At 71.1% G+C, this 19514-nt stretch carries 18 protein-coding genes; 2 read left to right on the forward strand and 16 right to left on the reverse strand.

Annotated elements, in window-relative coordinates; genetic code table 11:
- Positions 1-18: 18 nt before the first annotated feature.
- The 4 genes from VPH61_RS10390 to infC all read right to left on the reverse strand — a co-directional run bounded on the left by VPH61_RS10390 (position 19) and on the right by infC (position 2211).
- A complete protein-coding gene (locus VPH61_RS10390; RefSeq protein WP_332063427.1) occupies positions 19-831 on the reverse strand; it encodes a TrmH family RNA methyltransferase in 813 nt (270 codons plus the stop codon).
- Positions 832-922: 91 nt separating this feature from the next.
- A complete protein-coding gene (rplT, locus tag VPH61_RS10395; protein WP_332063428.1) occupies positions 923-1309 on the reverse strand; it encodes a 50S ribosomal protein L20 in 387 nt (128 codons plus the stop codon).
- Between the two features lie 31 nt (positions 1310-1340).
- Positions 1341-1535, reverse strand: coding sequence for a 50S ribosomal protein L35 (rpmI, locus tag VPH61_RS10400; protein ID WP_056657888.1), 195 nt, complete (start codon positions 1533-1535; stop codon positions 1341-1343).
- A 55-nt stretch (positions 1536-1590) separates the two neighbouring features.
- Positions 1591-2211: a translation initiation factor IF-3 gene (gene infC, locus VPH61_RS10405; protein ID WP_332063745.1), complete on the reverse strand. Its 621-nt coding sequence runs from the start codon at positions 2209-2211 to the stop codon at positions 1591-1593.
- 262 nt (positions 2212-2473) lie between these two features.
- On the opposite strand from infC, the gene VPH61_RS10410 reads away from it, so the two are divergent.
- Positions 2474-2824, forward strand: coding sequence for a DUF1844 domain-containing protein (locus VPH61_RS10410; RefSeq protein ID WP_204459730.1), 351 nt, complete (start codon positions 2474-2476; stop codon positions 2822-2824).
- An 86-nt stretch (positions 2825-2910) separates the two neighbouring features.
- Here VPH61_RS10410 and VPH61_RS10415 read toward each other — a convergent pair whose 3' ends face one another.
- The 9 genes from VPH61_RS10415 to VPH61_RS10455 all read right to left on the reverse strand — a co-directional run bounded on the left by VPH61_RS10415 (position 2911) and on the right by VPH61_RS10455 (position 14186).
- Entirely contained in the window at positions 2911-3687 is a 777-nt protein-coding gene (locus VPH61_RS10415) for a DNA-formamidopyrimidine glycosylase family protein (RefSeq protein WP_332063429.1), read from the reverse strand.
- Positions 3688-3701: 14 nt separating this feature from the next.
- Entirely contained in the window at positions 3702-8258 is a 4557-nt protein-coding gene (locus tag VPH61_RS10420) for an ATP-dependent helicase (RefSeq protein WP_332063430.1), read from the reverse strand.
- A gap of 8 nt (positions 8259-8266) precedes the next feature.
- Positions 8267-9694 (reverse strand): pyridoxal phosphate-dependent decarboxylase family protein, encoded by a 1428-nt coding sequence (locus tag VPH61_RS10425; protein WP_332063431.1) that lies wholly within the window; start codon positions 9692-9694, stop codon positions 8267-8269.
- 71 nt (positions 9695-9765) lie between these two features.
- Positions 9766-10551: an SseB family protein gene (locus tag VPH61_RS10430; RefSeq protein ID WP_332063432.1), complete on the reverse strand. Its 786-nt coding sequence runs from the start codon at positions 10549-10551 to the stop codon at positions 9766-9768.
- The gene (gene priA, locus VPH61_RS10435) at positions 10548-11294 is read right to left on the reverse strand and encodes a bifunctional 1-(5-phosphoribosyl)-5-((5-phosphoribosylamino)methylideneamino)imidazole-4-carboxamide isomerase/phosphoribosylanthranilate isomerase PriA (RefSeq protein ID WP_332063433.1); all 747 of its coding nucleotides are present in this window, start codon (positions 11292-11294) and stop codon (positions 10548-10550) included. Before priA ends, VPH61_RS10430 begins: the two co-directional genes overlap by 4 nt.
- 100 nt (positions 11295-11394) lie before the next feature.
- Positions 11395-12033: an imidazole glycerol phosphate synthase subunit HisH gene (hisH, locus tag VPH61_RS10440; protein WP_332063434.1), complete on the reverse strand. Its 639-nt coding sequence runs from the start codon at positions 12031-12033 to the stop codon at positions 11395-11397.
- Positions 12030-12644: an imidazoleglycerol-phosphate dehydratase HisB gene (gene hisB / locus VPH61_RS10445; protein ID WP_332063435.1), complete on the reverse strand. Its 615-nt coding sequence runs from the start codon at positions 12642-12644 to the stop codon at positions 12030-12032. Before hisB ends, hisH begins: the two co-directional genes overlap by 4 nt.
- Complete coding sequence (locus VPH61_RS10450; protein WP_332063436.1) at positions 12641-13732, reverse strand: histidinol-phosphate transaminase; 1092 nt, start codon at positions 13730-13732, stop codon at positions 12641-12643. Before VPH61_RS10450 ends, hisB begins: the two co-directional genes overlap by 4 nt.
- Positions 13733-13775: 43 nt before the next feature.
- Positions 13776-14186, reverse strand: a complete 411-nt coding sequence (locus tag VPH61_RS10455; RefSeq protein ID WP_332063437.1) for a LysM peptidoglycan-binding domain-containing protein — start codon at positions 14184-14186, stop codon at positions 13776-13778.
- 266 nt (positions 14187-14452) lie between these two features.
- Here VPH61_RS10455 and lexA point away from each other — a divergent pair, with 266 nt between their 5' ends.
- Positions 14453-15130 carry a transcriptional repressor LexA gene (gene lexA / locus VPH61_RS10460; protein ID WP_332063746.1) on the forward strand — a complete coding sequence of 226 codons (678 nt, stop codon included), beginning with the start codon at positions 14453-14455 and terminating at the stop codon, positions 15128-15130.
- A gap of 36 nt (positions 15131-15166) precedes the next feature.
- On the opposite strand, the gene VPH61_RS10465 is transcribed toward lexA, so the two are convergent.
- The 3 genes from VPH61_RS10465 to VPH61_RS10475 form a co-directional block, all read right to left on the reverse strand.
- Positions 15167-15934, reverse strand: a complete 768-nt coding sequence (locus VPH61_RS10465; protein ID WP_332063438.1) for an alpha/beta fold hydrolase — start codon at positions 15932-15934, stop codon at positions 15167-15169.
- Between the two features lie 85 nt (positions 15935-16019).
- The gene (gene metE / locus VPH61_RS10470; protein ID WP_332063439.1) at positions 16020-18371 is read right to left on the reverse strand and encodes a 5-methyltetrahydropteroyltriglutamate--homocysteine S-methyltransferase; all 2352 of its coding nucleotides are present in this window, start codon (positions 18369-18371) and stop codon (positions 16020-16022) included.
- Positions 18368-19354 carry a methylenetetrahydrofolate reductase gene (locus VPH61_RS10475; protein WP_332063440.1) on the reverse strand — a complete coding sequence of 329 codons (987 nt, stop codon included), beginning with the start codon at positions 19352-19354 and terminating at the stop codon, positions 18368-18370. Before VPH61_RS10475 ends, metE begins: the two co-directional genes overlap by 4 nt.
- Positions 19355-19514: the final 160 nt, after the last annotated feature.

The following is a 19514-nucleotide window of genomic DNA, read 5'->3' on the forward strand; positions in this document are numbered from 1 at the left end:
CCGCCGGGCGTTGGTTATCTAACCGTGATCAGCGCTGCGCTGAGCGAAGGCGCTCTCATACAGGCAGACGGATGCCGCGGTCGCCAGGTTCATCGACTCGGCGTGCCCGTAGATCGGCACGGTGACCACGCGATCGGCGAGCTCGAGCTGCTCGTCGGGCAGGCCTCGAGCCTCGTTGCCGAACACCCAGGCGGTAGGTCCGGCGAGCACGCCGTCGTTGCGGGCGGAGAGCAGGTCGTCGCCCTTGACGTCGGCGGCGAGCACGGTGAGTCCCGCGGCCCGTGCCCGCACGAGCACGTCGGCGAGCTCGGCGCCGATGGCGACGGGGAGGTGGAAGATCGAGCCCGTCGAGGAGCGGACGACCTTCGGGTTGTAGAGATCGACGGTGCGACCCGTGAAGATGACGGCGTCGGCGCCTGCGGCGTCGGCTGCGCGCACGATCGTGCCGGCGTTGCCGGGATCGCGCACCTCTTCGAGGATGGCGACGAGCTTCGGCTTCGCCGCGAACACGTCCTTCACGGCGGTCGGGAACTGGCGGCAGATCGCCACGAAGCCCTGCGGGGTCACGGTGTCGGCCATCGAGTCGAGCACCTCTTCGGTGACGAACTCGATCTCGACGTCTGACGACGCCGCAGCCTCCGCGATCTCGGGGTGCCGCTCGAGCGCGCTCGGCGTGGCGAAGAGCTCATCGACGAGTTCGGACCGGAAGGTGAGCGCCTCGGCGACCGCCTGGGGGCCCTCGAGCAGGAACATGCCGCTCTCGACACGTGCTGCCTTGCGGGCGAGCTTCGCTACTGCGCGCACGCGCGGCGATCGGGGATTCTCGAGCATGCCTCCAATTCTATTGGCGGAATGCGGAACGGCCCGGCACGCCCTGCTGTGCAGCAGGGGGTGCCGGGCCGTTCGAGGCTGAAGTCGCTGCTTACGCGGCGGTCTTCGGGGCCGAGGTGTCGGCCGGGAGCGCCTGACGGGCCGACTCGACCAGCGCGGCGAACGTCGCGGGCTCGTTGACCGCGAGGTCGGCGAGGATACGACGGTCGACCTGGATGCCGGCAAGGCCGAGGCCCTGGATCAGGCGGTTGTAAGTGAGGCCGTTCGCACGCGACGCGGCGTTGATGCGCTGGATCCAGAGGCGACGGAAGTCACCCTTCTTCTGGCGGCGGTCGCGGTACGCGTAGACGAGGGAGTGGGTGACCTGCTCCTTGGCCTTGCGGTAGAGACGCGAACGCTGGCCGCGGTAACCGCTGGCGCGCTCGAGAATGACCCGGCGCTTCTTGTGGGCGTTGACCGCCCGCTTCACTCTTGCCATGACTCTGTTTCTTCCTTAAGGGTCTCGCGGCTCAGTGGCCGAGAAGCTTCTTGATGACCTTGGCGTCGGGGGCCGACACGACCTTGTCCTGGTTCAGACGGGCCTTGCGCTTCGAGGACTTGACCTCGAGGTTGTGGCGCATACCGGCCTGCTGCTTCTTGATCTTGCCGCTGCCGGTGATCTTGAAGCGCTTCTTGGACCCGGAGTGGGTCTTCTGCTTCGGCATCTCGTATTTCTCCTTGGTTCTGCCGTCACGCGAGTGACGGACGGGGATGTTTGGCTCAGCCCTCGATGGGCTCGGCCGTCTGCGCGTCGCCGTCGGCCGGGGCGTCAACCGCCGGTCGCGCCTTCGCTGCAGCACGCTGTGCATTGGCTTCGGCCTTGGCCTCGGCCTTGTTCTTGAGGGGACCGATCACCATGACCATGTTGCGGCCATCGATCGTCGGGTTGTGCTCGACGGTGCCGAACTCGGCCACGTCTTCTGCGAAGCGCTGGAGCAGGCGAACACCCATCTCGGGGCGCGACTGCTCGCGACCGCGGAAGAGGATCATCGCCTTGACCTTGTCGCCGGCCTTGAGGAAGCCGATGGCGCGCTTCATCTTGGTCTCGTAGTCGTGCTTGTCGATCTTGAGACGGAACCGAACCTCTTTGAGGATGGTGTTCGCCTGGTTGCGCCGGGCCTCTTTCGCCTTCTGCGCAGCCTCGTACTTGAACTTGCCGTAGTCCATGATCTTCGCGACCGGCGGCTTCGAGTTCGGAGCGACCTCGACGAGATCGAGGTCGGCCTCCTGCGCGAGCCGCAGGGCCACTTCGATCTTCACGACGCCGACCTGCTCTCCGGCAGGCCCCACGAGTCGAACCTCGGGGACGCGGATACGGTCGTTTGTACGGGGATCGCTGATGCGTGTTCTCCTCTACTCAAGCTGTTTCGCTCGGTCGGGAGGCGGTTGCCGCCCGACGACGAAAGGAGAAATTCGCGCATGCGTGCACGGAATCCCACCGTACTTTTCATGCGGCACCCTACCTACTCCCCCGTCTTGCGACGTGGGAGCGGAGTGCAATGACCCGGTAACCTTGATGAAGCGGTATGCGCGGGTGGGAGAATCTCCACTTTCGTACCGGGGTGAAGCCCCGGAGCCCGAAGTAGTCTAGCAGAGGAAATCCGTGAACAGTAGTTCAGACGAGACCACGGTCGAGGGCGCCACCCGCGACATCGCCGAGGTCCCCGCAGTCGAGATCATCACGACCGCCGCCGTGCACCTCATGAGCGCCGCCGCCGTGAAGGTCGGGCTGGCCGAAGACCCCGATGAGCAGATCGACCTCGACGAGGCGCGCAAGCTCATCAACGCCCTCGCGGGACTCATCACGGCCGGTGCACCCGAGATCAGCGACATGCACGCGCGTTCGCTGCGCGACGGACTGCGTTCACTGCAGCTCGCGTTCCGCGAAGCATCCGTCATTCCCGACCCCATCGGCAAGGGCCCGGGCGAGAAGTGGACCGGCCCGGTCAGCTGACCGGCACCGCACCCGCTGAGTGGCGCAGGCGCCCTGAGCGGCCTGAGCACGACGTGGATGGACTGGCGACCTGAGCCGACTGCTCGCTAACGCTGGCAGTTCGGGCACCACCAGGTCTCGCGCAGCTCGAGTTCGGTGCGCCCGAGGCGACCATGCTCGATGAGCGTGCCACAGCGCCGGCAGGGCTCGCCGCCGCGGCCGTAGACCCAGAGCTGCCGGCCCCGATGCGTGTCGCCGGTCGTCGTGCGCACCGCACGATCGCGATTGGCGCGGATGACGCGACTCGCGAGCGCCACCAAGGGAACGAGTTCGACCTCGCCGACCGGGCGGGCCGGCACGACGCCCCGGAGGAAGCACAGCTCGTTCACGTAGACGTTGCCGAGCCCCGCGAGATTGCGCTGCTCGGCGAGTGCCACCGCCACGGGCGTCTCGGGCGCGCTCGCGAGCCGGCGCACCGCCTCGCCCGCGTCCCAGTCGGGCCCGAGCAGGTCGGGGCCGAGGTAGGCGAGCCGCTCGGCCTCTTCACCGGCACCGAACAGCTCGAGGGTGCCGAGGTCGAAGCCGACCGCCGTGGCATCCGGAACCTCGATGATCGCGCGCGCCTGCCAGGCAGGCCGTCGCCATGGTTCGCCGGGGCGGAACACGCGCCACTCCCCCTCCATCTTCAGGTGCGAGTGCACGACGACGTCGCCGATGCGCATCAGGAGGTGCTTGCCGCGGCTCGCGACGGAGTGCACCGGCTCGCCCGCCAGATCGAGCTCGGCGAGCGCGGGCACCCGGAAGTCGGAGCGCGTCACCGCTCGACCAGCGAGCGCGGCGTCGAGCCGGAGAGCGGCCCGGTAGACGGTGTCACCCTCTGGCATCGAGCCCCCTGGCGTCACCCGCGGGCATCGAAGCGGAGCCCCCTCGGCGTCTCGCGGAACCCGGCTGCGCGAAGCGCGCGGTCGAGCACCGAGCCGAACACCGCATCGCCGTTGACGGTCTCGACGCGGAGTCGTTCGGTGCGCCCGCGGATGAGCGCGGTGGCGAGGGCCGACGTCGCGGCGGCGAGCGCCGTCTCGTCGTCGCTGAAGACGAGGGTCGTGCGCCCGCCGCGTTCGAGGTAGAGCACCGCCTCGCCGTCGACGATCGCGACGAAGGCGCCGGCCTTGCGACCGGGGCGATGCGCACCGTCGCCCGGGAGCTCGGGCCAGTCGAGCGCGGCCCCGAACGGATTGGCCGGGTCGGTGGCCGCGAGCGCGACCGCGTCGCCCTTCGGCGCCGCGCGAAGACGGTCGACGGCCGCCCCGGTCGCGAACTGGGCCCCGCCCTGGCCGTCGATGAAGTAGCCGCGACGAACCCGGCCCGAGTCCTCGAAGCCCGACAGCGTGCGATACGCGAGCGCGAACCCGCCGACGTGCGCCTCGGCCATGACGGAACCCCGGGTCACGATGCCGTAGCGCTCGAGCAACGCCTCGCCGAGTGCGTGCGCCCGTGGCGTGGCGGCGGCGCTCGCGAGCGGCAGCACCGACCAGCGCCCCGCGGCCCGCGGCGGGTTCGCCCTGGCCGCGGCCGTGCGACCGGCCTGCACGGTCGCGGCGAGCGAGCGTCGGGAGAGCGAACCGGCTCGCAGCCGGGCCCGAGGCGTCGGCGCCGTGGTCTTGTGGGCTCCCCCGCCCGCGAGCAGGCCGCGCACAGGCGCGAAGGTGTCGTTGGTCACGAGGCCCGCCCAGACGAGACGCCAGAGTGCATCGGCGAGCGCGCGGTCGTCTTCGGAGCCGACAGCCTCGGCCAACTGCCGGAAGAAGAAGCCGCCGCCACCGCCGAGCACCGCGATGAGTTCGGATTCGAGCGGATCGAGGGCTGCGGCGGCAGGCGGGGGCAACGTGAGCTCGGCCGTCTCGGCGAGGTGCAGGCTGATCCACCCGTCGTCGCCGCCGAGCGATCCGGTGCCGGCCCACAGCACCTCGCCCGACGCTGTCAGCTCGTCGAGCATGCCCGGCCGGTAGTCGGTGACCCTGGCGGGAAGCACGTACGCCTCCCACGCCGAGGCGGGGATGCGCGCGCCCTCGAGCTGCTCGATCACCGCGGCAACGCCGTCGACCCCGCTCAACTTGCCGCCCACGTGCTGCCAGGCCGGCAGGAACCGGGCGAACTCACGCGGCTCGACCGGTTCGACCTCGTTGCGCAGCACCGCGAGCGAGCGACGCCGGATGCGGCGGAGCACTCCGCTGTCGCACCATTCCAGGCCCGACCCGTGCGGCAGGAACTCGCCCTCGACGACTCGGCGCTCCCCGCCGAGCCTCGCGAGCGCAGCGGATGCCACAGCCTGGCCGATGCCGAACCGCGCCGCCACCGCCGTGGCCGTGAACGGGCCGTGGGTGCGCGCATACCGGGCGACGAGATCGCCGAGCGGGTCGCGCACCCCCTCGCCGAACGCTTCGGGGAGACCGGGCGGGATCGGCACGCCGAGTGCGTCGCGCAGCCTGCTGACGTCTTCGACGGCGACGAACCACGACTCGCCCGCGAAGCTCACGGGTGCCGCACGACGCGCAGCGACGAGGGCGGCAAGAGCCGCCGCAGCATCCGTCTCGTCGTCGACCCTCGCCGCGACCTCGTCGGCGGTGAGCGGACCGAGGTCGCCGAGCAGGTCGGCCACGCCCTCTTCGCCGCGTGCGCGGCGATCGGGATGGAGTCGCTGGAGCATCTGCTCGACCTCGTCGACCACCTCGGGGTCGAGGAGTTCCCGCAGCTCGACCGTGCCGAGCAGCTCGGCGAGCAGCGCCGGGTCGAGCGAGAGCGCCGCTGCCCGCCGCTCGGCGAGCGGGGCGTCGCCCTCGTACATGAAGGCGCCGACGTAGCCGAAGAGCAGGCTCGACGCGAACGGGCTCGGCGACTCGGTCGTGACGTCGACGAACCGCAGCTCGCGCCGCTCGATGCGCTCGGCGAGCCGGGTCAGCGCCGGCAGGTCGTAGACGTCTTGCAGGCACTCGCGCACCGCCTCGAGCACGATGGGGAACTCGGGGAAGTCGCGGGCGACCTCGAGCAGCTGCGAGGCGCGCTGACGTTGCTGCCAGAGCGGCGAGCGCTTGCCCGGGTTCGATCGCGGCAGGATGAGGGCTCGCGCCGCGCACTCGCGGAACCTGGCCGCGAACAGTGCCGAGCCGCCGACGTTCGCCGTGACGAGCTCGGCGAGCTCGGCGGGTTCGAACGCGAAGAGCTCGGCGCCGGGCGGGTCGTCGCCCGTGTCAGGCATGCGCAGCACGATGCCGTCGTCGCTCGCCACGGCATTGGAGTCGACCCCGCTCTGCTCCCGCACGCGCGCGCCGATGGCGAGCGCCCATGGCGCGTGCACGCGCATGCCATAGGGCGAGTGCAGCACGATGCGCCAGTCGCCGAGCTCGTCGCGGAACCGCTCGACGACGAGGTTCGTCGCATCGGGCACGACCCGGGTCGCCGCACGCTGGTCGTCGATGAACTTCACGAGGTTCGCGGCGGCGCGCTCGTCGAGCCCTGCGGCACGGCTGCGAGCGAGGGCATCGGATGCCGGTGCGCCCGACAGTTCGGCGATGAATCCGCCGATCGCCGCCCCGAGTTCGGCCGGGCGCCCGATGCCGTCGCCCTTCCAGAAGGGCAGGCGCCCGGGCTCGCCGAACGCCGGCGCGACGAGCACCCGGTCATGCGTGATCTCTTGAATGCGCCAGCTCGTGGCTCCGAGGGCGAAGACGTCGCCGACCCGCGACTCGTAGACCATCTCTTCGTCGAGCTCGCCGACACGGCGGCCAGGCCCGGCCTCGCCGATCATGAACACGCCGAACAGGCCCCGGTCGGGGATCGTGCCACCGCTCGTGACCGCCAAGCGCTGGGCGCCCCGCCGTCCGACGATCGTGCCGGCGTCGCGGTCCCAGACGATGCGGGCGCGCAGCTCGCCGAACCGGTCGGAGGGGTAGCGCCCCGCAAGCAGGTCGAGTGTGGCGTCGAACGCCGAGCGGGGCAACGCGGCATAGGGCGCGGCGCGGCGTACGAGCTCGAACCACGCCTCGACGTCCCACTCGTCGAGCGCGGTCGCCGCGATCGTCTGCTGGGCGAGCACGTCGAGCGGGTTCGCGGGGATTCGGAGCTCTTCGATCGCCCCGCCGATCATGCGCTCGGCGACGACGGCGGAGTGCAGCACGTCGGCGCGGTGCTTCGGGAAGATGAGGCCCTTCGAGACCTCGCCCACCTGGTGCCCGGCGCGGCCGAGCCGCTGCAGGCCGCTCGCGACCGAGGGCGGCGACTCGACCTGCATGACGAGGTCGACGGCGCCCATGTCGATGCCGAGTTCGAGGCTCGACGTCGCCACGACGCAGCGAAGGCGGCCCGACTTGAGGTCGTCTTCGACGAGGGCGCGCTCCTCTTTGCTCACCGAACCGTGGTGCGACCGCGCGATCACGGGAGGCGCCCCGCCGGTGACGCCCGAGGCGCCGACGGCCTCTGCCGGCGCTCGTCTCGCTGCCGGCGCTCCCACGGCCGCTGTCGCCGGCACCACCGCGGAGTCGAGGGATGCATCGTCCAGCACCGCCGTGCGTTCGGCCCAGAGTTCGTTGAGCCGTGCCGTGAGCCGCTCGGCGAGGCGCCGGGAGTTCGCGAAGACGATCGTCGAGCGGTGCGCGAGCACCTCGTCGAGGATGGCCTCTTCGACATGCGGCCACACCGAGCCAGCGCTCGTCTCGCCGGCGAGGTCGGAGAGGTCGTCGACGGGTACCGTCACCCGCAGGTCGAACTTCTTGCCCGAGGCCGGCGCCACGATCGTCACCGCCCTGGTGCCGCCGAGGAACCGCGCCACCTCTTCATGGGGCCGCACGGTCGCCGAGAGCCCGATGCGCTGCACGGGCGCGGCCGTCAGCTCGTCGAGCCGCTCGAGCGAGAGCGCGAGGTGCGAGCCTCGCTTCGTGCCGGCGAGCGCGTGGATCTCGTCGACGATCACCGTCTGCACTCCGCGGAGCGTCTCGCGCGCCGCCGAAGTGAGCATGAGAAAGAGCGACTCGGGTGTCGTGATGAGGATCTCGGGCGGATGCGTGACGAGCCGTCGCCGTTCGCCGGGAGGAGTGTCACCCGAGCGCACCCCGACCGAGACCTCGGGCACCTCGATGCCGTGCGCCGCAGCGGTGCGGGCGATGCCGACGAGGGGCGCCCGGAGGTTGCGCTCGACGTCGACGCCGAGGGCCTTCAGCGGTGAGAGGTAGATGACGCGCGTGCCCGTCGACTCGGCATCGGCGCCCTCGTGATGCAACCGGTCGATCGCCCAGAGGAACGCCGCGAGGGTCTTGCCCGAACCGGTCGGGGCGACGACGAGCGAGTGCTCGCCGCGCGAGATGGCCTGCCACGCGCCGTTCTGCACGGTGGTGGGGGCGCTGAAGGACTCGGTGAACCACGCCCTGGTCGCGGGCGAGAACGCGTCGAGCGCCGGAGTCATGTCTCCATTCAAGCGGATGCCGCTGACAGCGCACGGGCGACGGCGTCGACCGTGCGGCGCACCTCCGCGGCATCCGTTCGCCAATTGCTCACCGAGAAGCGCACGACGGCCCGGCCCTGCCAGCGCGACGTCATGGCGAGCACCTCGCCCTCGTTCCAGAGGCGTTCGCTCAGCGCCTCGGTCGCCTCGTCGGTGTCGAGCGCGATGCAGACCTGGGTGAAGACGATGTCGTTCAGCACTTCGACGCCCGGAAGCGCGCCCACGCCGTCGGCGATGCCGCGCGCCGCCTCGGCGAGGCCGTCGACGAGTTGCGCGACGCCCTCGCGTCCGAGCGAACGGAGCACTGCCCAGGTCGGCACGCCGCGGGCCCGGCGCGAGAGCTCGGGCGCCTTCTCGTGCGGGTCGGCGCCGACCTCGGTCGCCTGCAGGTAACTCGCGTGCATGCCGAGCGCACGCCGCATCGCGGCCGGGTCGCGCACGATCGCGATGCCGCAGTCGTAGGGCACGTTGAGCGTCTTGTGGGCATCGGTCGACCACGAGTCCGCGGCCTCGTACCCCGTGGTGAGATGGCGGAGCGACGGCGACGCGGCCGCCCAGAGCCCGAACGCGCCGTCGACGTGCACCCACGCGCCCGCCGCGTGCGCGGCCTCGATCGCTCCCGCGAAGTCGTCGAACCCACCGGAGTGGATGTTGCCGGCCTGCAGCGCGACGATCGCCGGCCCCTCGCCATCGGCGAGCACCCTGGCCAACTCATCGACGCGGATGCGGCCCTGCCCATCGGAGGGCACCGTGATCGGCGCGCCGAGTCCCAGGTACCTGGCTGCGAGATCCATGGTGCCGTGGCGCTCCTCGCCCGCGATGAACCGGATCGCCGGCCCGCCGGCGAGCCCTCTGGCCTCGACGTCCCATCCGGCCCGGCGCAGCACCTCGTTGCGCGCCGCGGCCATGCACGAGAACTGCGCCATCGTGGCGCCTGTCGTGAAGCCGACGTCGCTCTGCGGCGGCAGGCCGAGGAGGTCGAGGAGCCATTCGGCGGCGAGTTCCTCGACGGCGACGGCGCCCGGCGTGATCGCGCGGAGCCCGGTGTTCTGGTCCCACGCCGAAACGAGCCAGTCGGCGCCGAGGGCGACCGGCTGCGTGCCGCCGATGACCCAGCCGTAGAAGCGCGGCGAGCCGATCGCGATGAGCCCGGGCTCCGCCCCTTCGGCGAGACGGGCGATGACCTCGAGGTCGGGCTCTCCCTCCGCCGGCAGTTCGCGCCCGAGACGGTCCTTGATCTCGTCAGCGCTCGCCTGCGGTGGGATCGGCCGTTCGCCGACGCCCGACAGCCACGCGCGCGCATGGCGAGCGGATGCCTCGATGATCGCGTCGTACGAGGCATCCGCTGCCCGGTCGTCGTCGACGACGCTGCCGCTCGTCGTGTTCGCATCAGTCATGGCGCACCTGGATTCCGTGCGCCGCGCGCACACCACCGATTGTGCGCCGGTTCGCCGACGCGGTCAACGGCTCAGCTCGCGGGCGCGCCCACCAGCTTGACCGTCAGCGAATCCACCGAGGTCGCGATGACGTCGTCGGCTGCCCAGCGGCGCGCGAGCCTCGCCGTGATGGCGTCGAGCTCTTCCCGGCTCAGGCCCGCGACGAGTTCGAGGCGCACGATGAGCTCAGGGCCGAGGAGGCGCGCGGTCGGGTCGCCCGTGAACAGCGTGACGCCGAGCACGGCGAGCTCCCGCCCGATCGAATTGCGGAAGGCCTCGCCGACGGCGGGCGACTCGAACGGCGGCTGCCACTCGGCGCCCTGCGCGACGGACCAGACCGCCGGCCGTCGGAGCACGAACTCGGTCGGCGAACCCGGGTCGAGCACGACGAGTTCGGTGCCGTCGTCGGCGGCCGCGAGCGCGACGCGAATACCGTCGGCGGGCACGGGCCTCGCCACCGGATTCCACCGCGACACCGCCTCGACCGACGAGAAGACGGGGAGGACCTTCCGACCGTCGGGGCCCTCGACCGTCACGATCGAGAGCTCCTGGCTCTTGTCGACCGCGAGGGCGTGCGCACCGACCTCGGATCCACCGTCGCCGAGATCGGCGAGCAGCGGGATCAGCAGGCGCGAACGCGCGAACTCCGCGACCACGGGCGCTTGGCCTGCGGCACCGGAACGGAACGCGTCGAGTGCGGCGACGAGCGCCTCAGGTGCCCGGCCGTCGTCGGAGGCGTGCGTGTTGGGCTGGAACGAACGCCCGGCCCACGGCACACCCGCGGAGTCGGCGTGGCTCCCACCCGCATCGGCGCTCACTGCGAAGCGACGTCCAATGCCTCGACCAGGGTGAACGCGCCCGCGTACAGCGCCTTGCCGACGATCGTGCCCTCGAGGCCGAGCGGCACGAGCTCGCGCAGCGCGACGATGTCGTCGAGGCTCGAGATGCCACCCGATGCGACCACCGGTCGGTGCGTGCGCTCCATCACCTGGCGGAGCAGTTCGAGGTTCGGGCCCTGGAGCGTGCCGTCCTTCGTGACATCGGTGACGACGTAGCGGGCGGCGCCGGCCTCCTCGAGGCGGTCCATGACCTGCCACAGGTCGCCGCCGTCCTTCGTCCAGCCGCGAGCGGCGAGCGTCGTGCCGCGCACGTCGAGCCCGACGGCGATCGCCTCGCCGTACTGGGCGATGACGGAGGCGGCCCACTCGGGGTTCTCGAGCGCAGCGGTGCCGAGGTTGATGCGCTTCGCACCGATCTCGAGCGCGTGCTCGAGCGACTCGTCGTCGCGGATGCCGCCCGAGAGCTCGACGTTCACGCCGCGCACCTGACGGATGGTCTTCTTCAGCACGCTCGTGTTCGAGCCTCGTCCGAACGCGGCGTCGAGGTCGACGAGGTGGATCCACTCGGCGCCCTGATCCGCCCACTCGACGGCGGCGTCGACGGGGTCGCCGTAGCTCGTCTCGGTACCGGCCTCGCCCTTGGTCAGGCGCACTGCCTTGCCACCGGCGACGTCCACCGCCGGAAGCAGCACGAGGCGGGGGGTCTTGTTGAATTCACTCATTCACTGTCCTAGTCATCGCGGTCGCGCCTTGCGAGTCGGCACAGTCACAGCATCCTAGTCCGACCTCGTCGGAGCGGCGTGCACGTGACGTTCGAGCGGCTCAGCCGAGGGTGCCGAGCCAGTTCGCGAGCAGCCGGATGCCCGCCTCGGCCGACTTCTCGGGGTGGAACTGGGTCGCCGTCAACGGGCCGTTCTCGACGGCGGCGAGGAATCGGCCGCCGTGCTCGGCCCACGTCAGCTTCGGCGCCGGGAACGGCGGCTCGACGTCGAGCAGCCACTGCTGCGCGGCGAACGAGTGCACGAAGTAGAAGCGCTCCTCTTCGATGCCGGCGAAGAGCGCAGAGCCCTCACCGGCCTCGGCGGTGTTCCAGCCCATGTGCGGCAGCACCGGGGCCGGCAGCTCGGTGACCGTGCCGGGCCATTCGCCGAGGCCCTCGGTGTCGACGCCGCGCTCCACGCCGCGCTCGAAGAGCACCTGCATGCCCACGCAGATGCCGAGCACCGGGCGCCCGCCCGCCAGACGGCGATCGATGATCTCGCCGCCGCGCACCGCGTGCAGCTGGTCCATGACGGCCTTGAAGGCGCCGACGCCGGGCACGAGCAGCCCGTCGGCCTCGAGGGCGGCGGTGCGGTCGGCCGTCACCGTGACTTCGGCGCCCGCGTGCTCGAGCGCCTTCGCGGCCGAGTGCACGTTGCCCGAACCGTAGTCGAGCACGACGACACGAGGGCTGCGCGTCACAGCGCGCCCTTGGTCGAGGGCACGCCCGACACGAGCGGGTCGAACGCCTTGGCCTGGCGGAACGCGCGCGCGAACGCCTTGAACTCCGCTTCGGCGATGTGGTGCGGGTCACGGCCGCCGAGCACGGTCACGTGCACGGTGAGCGCCGCGTTGTAGGCGATCGCCTCGAACACGTGCCGCACCATCGAACCCGTGAAGTGACCGCCGATGAGGTGGTATTCGAAGCCGACGGGCTCGCCCGAGTGCACGAGGAACGGCCGGCCCGAGATGTCGACGACCGCCTGCGCGAGCGCCTCGTCGAGCGGTACGAGCGCGTCGCCGTAGCGGGAGATGCCGCGCTTGTCGCCGAGCGCCTGCTTGATGGCCTGCCCGAGCACGATGCCGACGTCTTCGACCGTGTGGTGCACGTCGATCTCGAGGTCGCCGCTCGCGCGCACGGTCAGGTCGGTGAGCGAGTGCTTCGCGAACGCCGTGAGCAGGTGGTCGTAGAACGGAACACCGGTCTCGATGTCGCTCGAACCCGTGCCGTCGAGGTCGATCGAGAGGTCGATGCTGGATTCGCTCGTCTCGCGCTGCACCCGGGCAGTGCGCGAAGGGCTCGATGCGGTCATGAGGCAATCCTATTCGGGGCTGACACGGCGATCGCTTCGAGGAAGGCGGTGGTCTCGGCCTCGGTGCCCGCCGTGACGCGCAGGTGACCGGGAATGCCGATCTCCCTGATCAGGATGCCGCGTGCGAGCAGTTGTTCGAACACGGCGTGCGGGTCGTCGACGCCGCCGAAGAGCACGAAGTTCGAGCCGCTGCAATAGGGAGTGAAACCGAGCCGGGCCAGCTCGTCCGAAATGCGCTCGCGCTGCCCGCGGATCTCGTCGACCATCGCGAGCATCTCGCCGGAGTGGGCGAGCGCACCGAGCGCCGCCGCCTGCGTCAGCGCCGACAGGTGGTACGGCAAACGCACGAGTCGGAGCGCGTCGATCGCAGCGGGGTCGGCCGCGAGATAGCCGACGCGGGCGCCGGCGAACGCGAAGGCCTTGCTCATCGTGCGCGAGACGAGGAGTCGCGGCCGACCCTCGAGCAGCGTGAGCGCGCTCGGGGTGCCCGGGTCGGCGAATTCGAAGTACGCCTCGTCGACGACGACGATGCCGCGAGCGGCGTCGGACACCGCCTCGATCGTCTCGATCGAGAGCGGCGTGCCGGTCGGGTTGTTCGGGGCGCAGAGCAGCACGATGTCGGGGTCGTGCTCGCGCACCGCGGCGACAGCGGTCTCGGGGCTGAGTTCGAAATCGTCGTCACGGCCGGCCGTGATCCACTCGGTGCCGGTGCCCGAGGCGAGCAGTCCGTACATGGAGTAGGTCGGCGCGAAACCCAGCACCGATCGTCCCGGCCCGCCGTAGGCCTGCATGATGTGCTGCAGCACCTCGTTGGAGCCGTTCGCGGCCCAGATCTGATCGGGGTCGAGGCCGTGGCCGAGGTAGTCGGCGAGGGAGCGACGCAGCGCGGTGAACTCGCGGTCGGGGTAGCGATTGAGCGTCATGATGGCCGCGGCCACGCGGGCGACGATGTCGTGCGCCACGGCCTCGGGAATGGGATGCGTGTTCTCGTTGACGTTGAGCGCGACCGGCACGGCCTGCTGCGGCGCTCCGTACGGAGTGCGACCGCGGAGATCGTCGCGGATGGGGAGGTCTTCGAGACTCGTCACCCGTCAAGCCTAACGAGGCCCGCGGGCGTGTTTCAGCGGTGAGTCACGGAGCGAGCGGCAGTGCGAGTCGCTGCCCGGGCTCGACGACCGCGTCGTCGAGGCCGTTCAGTCGAACGATCTCGGCGATGACCTCGCGCACATCGCCGCTCGGGTCGAGCGTCTCGGCTATGCCCCACAGCGAGTCACCCTCGCCGACGGTGACGTATTCGAAGGTTGCGCCTGCGGAGTCGACGTCGGCCGCGGCGGCACCTGAGCCGAGCACGAGCACGAACGCCCAGATCACGAGCGGAAGCGCCGCGAGGCCGGTGAAGACGACGCGACCGCGCCGCGTCAGGCGAAGACGGGTGCGCACCACTGTGGTCTGTGCCGGGGCCTGCGCCTGCTGCGTCTGGTCGAAGCCGCGCGGAAGAGCCCGCGAGGGCTGGAAGCCGGTCGTTGCGATCACTGCGCTCATGTCACACCTCCTGTAGGAGTCGCATCCGGCCCTCGGCCGGGAGGACCGGATGCGAAACTCTGTTCCGAACATACATTCGAATTTCGAACATTGCAAGCATCGAACTCCGGAAACCCGCGGAAGCGGATCTCCGACACACTCGAACAGATGTTTGCCGCACGCACGCGAGACGGATACAGTTTCGAATGTCTGGAAGACAGTCGACCAGACACCACCGACATCCGGCCTCACGGCCGCTACGAGGGGCGGAGACGTTGAGCACCGACATCGACGACGTGCAGGCAGCAGGCAGGCCCCGCCGCCGCAAGAGTCTGAGCGCGAAGCAGATCGCCATCCTCGAGATGATCCAGCGCTCGGTCTCGAGCCGCGGCTACCCGCCGAGCATGCGCGAGATCGGCGACGCCGTCGGGCTCTCCTCGCTCTCGAGCGTGACCCACCAGCTCAATCAACTCGAGCTGGCCGGTTACCTGCGGCGCGATCCCAACCGCCCGCGTGCGCTCGAAGTGCTCATCGAACTGCCGGGCGTGACCGACCGACCGACAACCCAATCCGATCCCACGCCGGTCGGCGACGCGGCGATGGTTCCCCTCGTCGGGCGCATCGCGGCAGGTGTGCCGATCACGGCCGAGCAGCAGATCGACGAGGTCTTCCCGCTCCCCCGCCAGCTGGTCGGCAAGGGCGAGCTGTTCATGCTGAAGGTCTCCGGCGACTCCATGATCGACGCCGCGATCTGCGACGGCGACTGGGTCGTCGTGCGATCGCAGCGCACCGCCGAGAACGGCGAGATCGTCGCGGCGATGCTCGACGGCGAGGCCACCGTCAAGGTCTTCCGCCAGCGCGACGGCCACACCTGGCTGCTTCCCCGCAACAGCGCGTTCGAGCCGATCGTGGGCGACCACGCCGAGGTGCTCGGCAAGATCGTCGCGGTGCTGCGCGCGGTCTGACTCCCACGCCCCAGCGCGGCGAGCGGATGCCTCCCGCTACGCGGCGGAACGCGCCCCGACCGGCACGGGTTCCGGCGTCGCCGGCGAGAGGTCGCGGAGCCACCCGAGCACCGCATCCATGAATCCGGCGTGGTCGTCGCGGAAGACCGTGTGCCCGGTGCCCTGCACCGTTTCGACGGTCATGCCCTGGTGCCGCAGCTGACGCGCGACCTTCGCCGTGATGAGCAGGCTCTTCTCGGCGAGCACGACGAGCGTCGGCGCTACGAGCCGGGCGGGCGGCACGAGCGGCCGGGTGTCGGTGAAGCCGAGGATCGTGCGTTTGTCCCAGTCGCGCAGCGTCGCGAGTTCGATATCGACGTCGGCGGCGCTCCACTTCGGGTTCATGCGCACGAGTGCCGATCGCCTGGGCCGCGGCGCGATGGCGAAGAACGCCTTGAACGCCCAGCCCTTCACGCCCTTCGGGAACGAGAACGCGGGGTCGATGTAGATCGCGGCCCGCGGAGCGAGCCGGTCGGCCACGAGACTCGCGACGAGGCCGCCGAGCGAATGCCCCATGACGACGTCGGGCGGCCCGTCGAGCAGGGGCTCGAGCGTCTCGACGACGTCACTCGCCCAGGCCGCCGGCGAATAGCGCAGCGCTCGCGGGCTGCGGCCGTGGCCGGCGAGGTCGACGGCGAGCACGCGGAATCCCTGGGCCTCGAGCTCGGCGGTGACGCGATGCCAGGCGCGCGAGTCCGACATGATGCCGTGGATGAGGATCGCGGTGCGCGCACCCCCGCCGGATTCGTGGACCGCGAGTTGCATGCGTCGACCGTACGCGCCGCGCCTGTACATCACCCCGGCATGAGCCGAGCGGATGCCGCGAGCCGCGGCATCCGCTCGGTTGCTGCTAGCCCGCGAGCACCGGGGCGGCGCGCTCGGCCCGCACCGCGACGGTCGCCTCGACGATGTGCCGCAGCGACTCGACGGTCTCGTCGTACCCGCGGGTCTTCAGGCCGCAGTCGGGGTTGACCCAGAGTCGGTTCGCCGGGATCGCGCCCGCGGCCCGCTCGAGCAGCGCCTGCACCTCGGCGACACCGGGCACTCGGGGCGAGTGGATGTCGTAGACGCCCGGGCCGATGCCGTGGTCGAAGCCGCTCGTCTCGAGGTCGTCGACGACCTCCATGCGGCTGCGGGCCGCCTCGATCGAGGTGACGTCGGCGTCGAGGTTCTTGATCGCGTCGATGACGACGCCGAACTCCGAGTAGCAGAGGTGCGTGTGAACCTGCGTGCCGGGCTCGGCCCCGCCCGTCGCGAGGCGGAAGGAGCCGACCGACCAGTCGAGGTACGCGGGCTGGTCGGCGAGCTTCAGCGGCAGCAGCTCCCGCAGCGCGGGCTCGTCGACCTGGATGATGCGGATGCCCGCCGTCTCGAGGTCGGTGATCTCGTCGCGGAGCGCGAGTGCGACCTGCCGTGCGGTGTCGCCGAGCGGCTGGTCGTCGCGCACGAACGACCACGCGAGGATCGTGACCGGACCGGTCAGCATGCCCTTCATCGGTTGCTCGGTGAGCGACTGCGCGTAGCTCGACCACTCGACCGTCATCGGCGCGGGCCGCGAGACGTCGCCCCAGAGGATCGACGGCCGCGTGCAGCGCGAGCCGTACGACTGCACCCAGCCGTGTTTCGTCACCGCGAAGCCGTCGAGCAGCTCGGCGAAGTACTGCACCATGTCGTTACGCTCGGGCTCGCCGTGCACGAGCACGTCGAGGCCGAGCTCTTCCTGCAAGCGCACGACGCGCTCGATCTCGGCGCGCATGAGGGCCGCGTAGTCGTCGGCGGGCAGCTCGCCCTTGACGAGACGGGCGCGGGCGCGGCGGATCTCGGCCGTCTGCGGGAACGAACCGATCGTGGTGGTCGGCAGCTCGGGCAGTCCGAGCGACTCCTGCGCTGCGACGCGCTCGTCGTAGTTCACGCGGGCGAAGTCCGCCTCGGCGAGCCCCGCGAGGCGGTCGCGCACCGAGGGCACGCGCACGCCGGGCGCGGCGTCGCGGTCGGCGAGGGCAGCGGATGCCGCGGCGAGCTCGCCCTCGATCGCGTCGCGCCCTTCGGAGAGCCCGCGACCGAGCACGGCCACCTGGCCCACCTTCTGGTCGGCGAACGCGAGCCAGGAGATGAGGCGGGCGTCGAGCTCGTCTTCATCGGCGATGTCGTGCGGCACGTGCAGCAGCGACGTGGAGGTCGACACCGAGACGGCCGGCGAGAGGTGCTGCACGGCGACGACACGGTCGAACGCGGCGGCGAGGTCGCCGCGCCAGATGTTGTGGCCGTCGATGACGCCGGCCACGAGGGTTTTCGCGGCGAGCGACTCGGCCGTGACGGGGTCGAGGCCGTCGGGAAGCGAGCCGCGCACGAGATCGAGGCCGATCGCCTCCACCGGTGTCGCGGCGAGGGCCGGCAGCGCGTCGTCGAGCGAGCCGTAGGGCGCGGCGACGAAGATCGCCGGACGGGCGTCGCGCGCGCCGAGGGCGTCGTAGGCGATGCCGACCGACTCGATCACGCGGGCGCGGTCGACGTCGATGCTCTCGCTCACGAGCGCGGGCTCGTCGAGCTGCACCCATTCCGCGCCCGCCGCGGCGAGCTGCTCGAGCAGCGCCTCGTAGACGGGCACGAGGTCGGCGAGCCGATCGATCGGCGCGAAGCCGGCCGGGGCGCCGTCGGCGGCCTTCGCGAGGAGGAGGAAGGTCACCGGTCCGACGATCACGGGCCGCGTCGTGAAGCCGGCCGCCGTCGACTCGGCGAACTCGGCGAGGATGCGCTCGGCGTGCAGCGAGAACACGGTGTCGGGGCCGATCTCGGGCACGAGGTAGTGGTAGTTCGAGTCGAACCACTTCGTCATCTCGAGCGGGGCGTCGTCACCGACTCCACGGGCGATCGTGAAGTACGCGGCGAGGTCGAAGCGGCCCTCGCCATCGGCGAGGACGGCGAACCGCTCGGGCACCGCACCGACGGCGACCGCGGTGTCGAGCACCTGGTCGTAGAACGAGAAGGTCTCGGGGATCGCCGAGCCGGTGCGGGCGAGACCGAGCGACGCGAGGCGCTCGCGGGTCGCAGCGCGCAGCGCCGCCGCCTCGCCTTCGAGGTCGTCGGCCGTGATCGAGCCGGCCCAGAACGCCTCGACGGCCCGCTTGAGTTCGCGCCGGCGGCCGATGCGCGGATAGCCGAGGATCGTGGCGTTCGGGAAGCCGGGTGCAGGGGTGGTCATCGTGCGGTGTTCCTCTCGTCGGCGAACCGGTCGGTTCGCAGTCCGAGCCGGTCGACGACGTCGAGCACGGCTTCATGGCGGTTGAACGTGTAGAGATGCAGGCCGGGAGCGCCACCCGCGATCACCTCGGCGGCGAGCCGGGTGGCGAAGGCGATGCCGAGCTCGGTCTGCGCGGCGGCATCCGGTTCGATCTCGAGGTTGATGGCGAGGGCCGCGGGCGGTTCGACCCCCGTCAGCTCCGTAAGCCGCGCAAGGCGTGCCGGAGTGGTGACCGGCATGATGCCGGGAAGGATCGGGATCGTGACGCCGCCCGCGCGGGCGCGCTCGACGAAGCCGAGGTAGTCGTCGGCCCGCCAGAAGAGCTGGGTGATCGCGAGGTTCGCCCCGGCGATCTCCTTGGCGAGGAGCGTGTCGACGTCGTGGTCGAGGTTCCGCGACCGCGGGTGGCCGGTGGGGAACGCGGCGACCGCGACGCGCTCGGGGCGGGGCCGTTCCCTGATGCGCGAGGCGCCCGGGTTGCCGGGGACGCCGACCTGCGCGAAGGGCTCACGCTCCTCCTGCACCCGGTGGATGAGCTGCACGAGCTCGGCCGCGCTGCCGAGGTCGCCGATGCCCGCGTCGGGGTCGGCGTCGACCGGCGGGTCACCGCGCAGGGCGAGGAAGCTCGTGATGCCCGCATCGAGGAACTCCCGCACGAGCCGGTTCGCCTCGAGATGTGAGGAGCCGACGCACGTCAGGTGCGCCATCGGTTCGACGTGCGTGTGCTCGAGCATGTAACGGAGCACCGTGAGCGAGCGGGCGCGCGAGCTGCCGCCCGCCCCGAAGGTCACCGAGATGAACGCCGGGTCGACCTCGGCCAACCGATCGATCGTGCGCCCGAGGGCCAGCGCCGCCGCGTCGGTTCGCGGCGGGTAGAGCTCGAAGGAGAGCGGCAGTCGGGGCGTACAGTCGGCGCCCGATGCGTCGGTTGCGGTCGATGCCATGGTGCTCCTGCAGGGCGAGCGGCAACGGGAAGAACACGGCAGGCCGCGTTCCCCCGGCCGGAACGGCGGGTGGATGTCGCGGGCGGGTGCCGGGCTCGGCGGTCGCTCCAAGTGACCCGCTTCGGCCGGTCACTGATCGATCAGGTGCGACGATACGCGC

Origin of the sequence: Agromyces sp. CCNWLW203, assembly GCF_036576125.1 — a bacterium.
Classification (GTDB): domain Bacteria; phylum Actinomycetota; class Actinomycetes; order Actinomycetales; family Microbacteriaceae; genus Agromyces.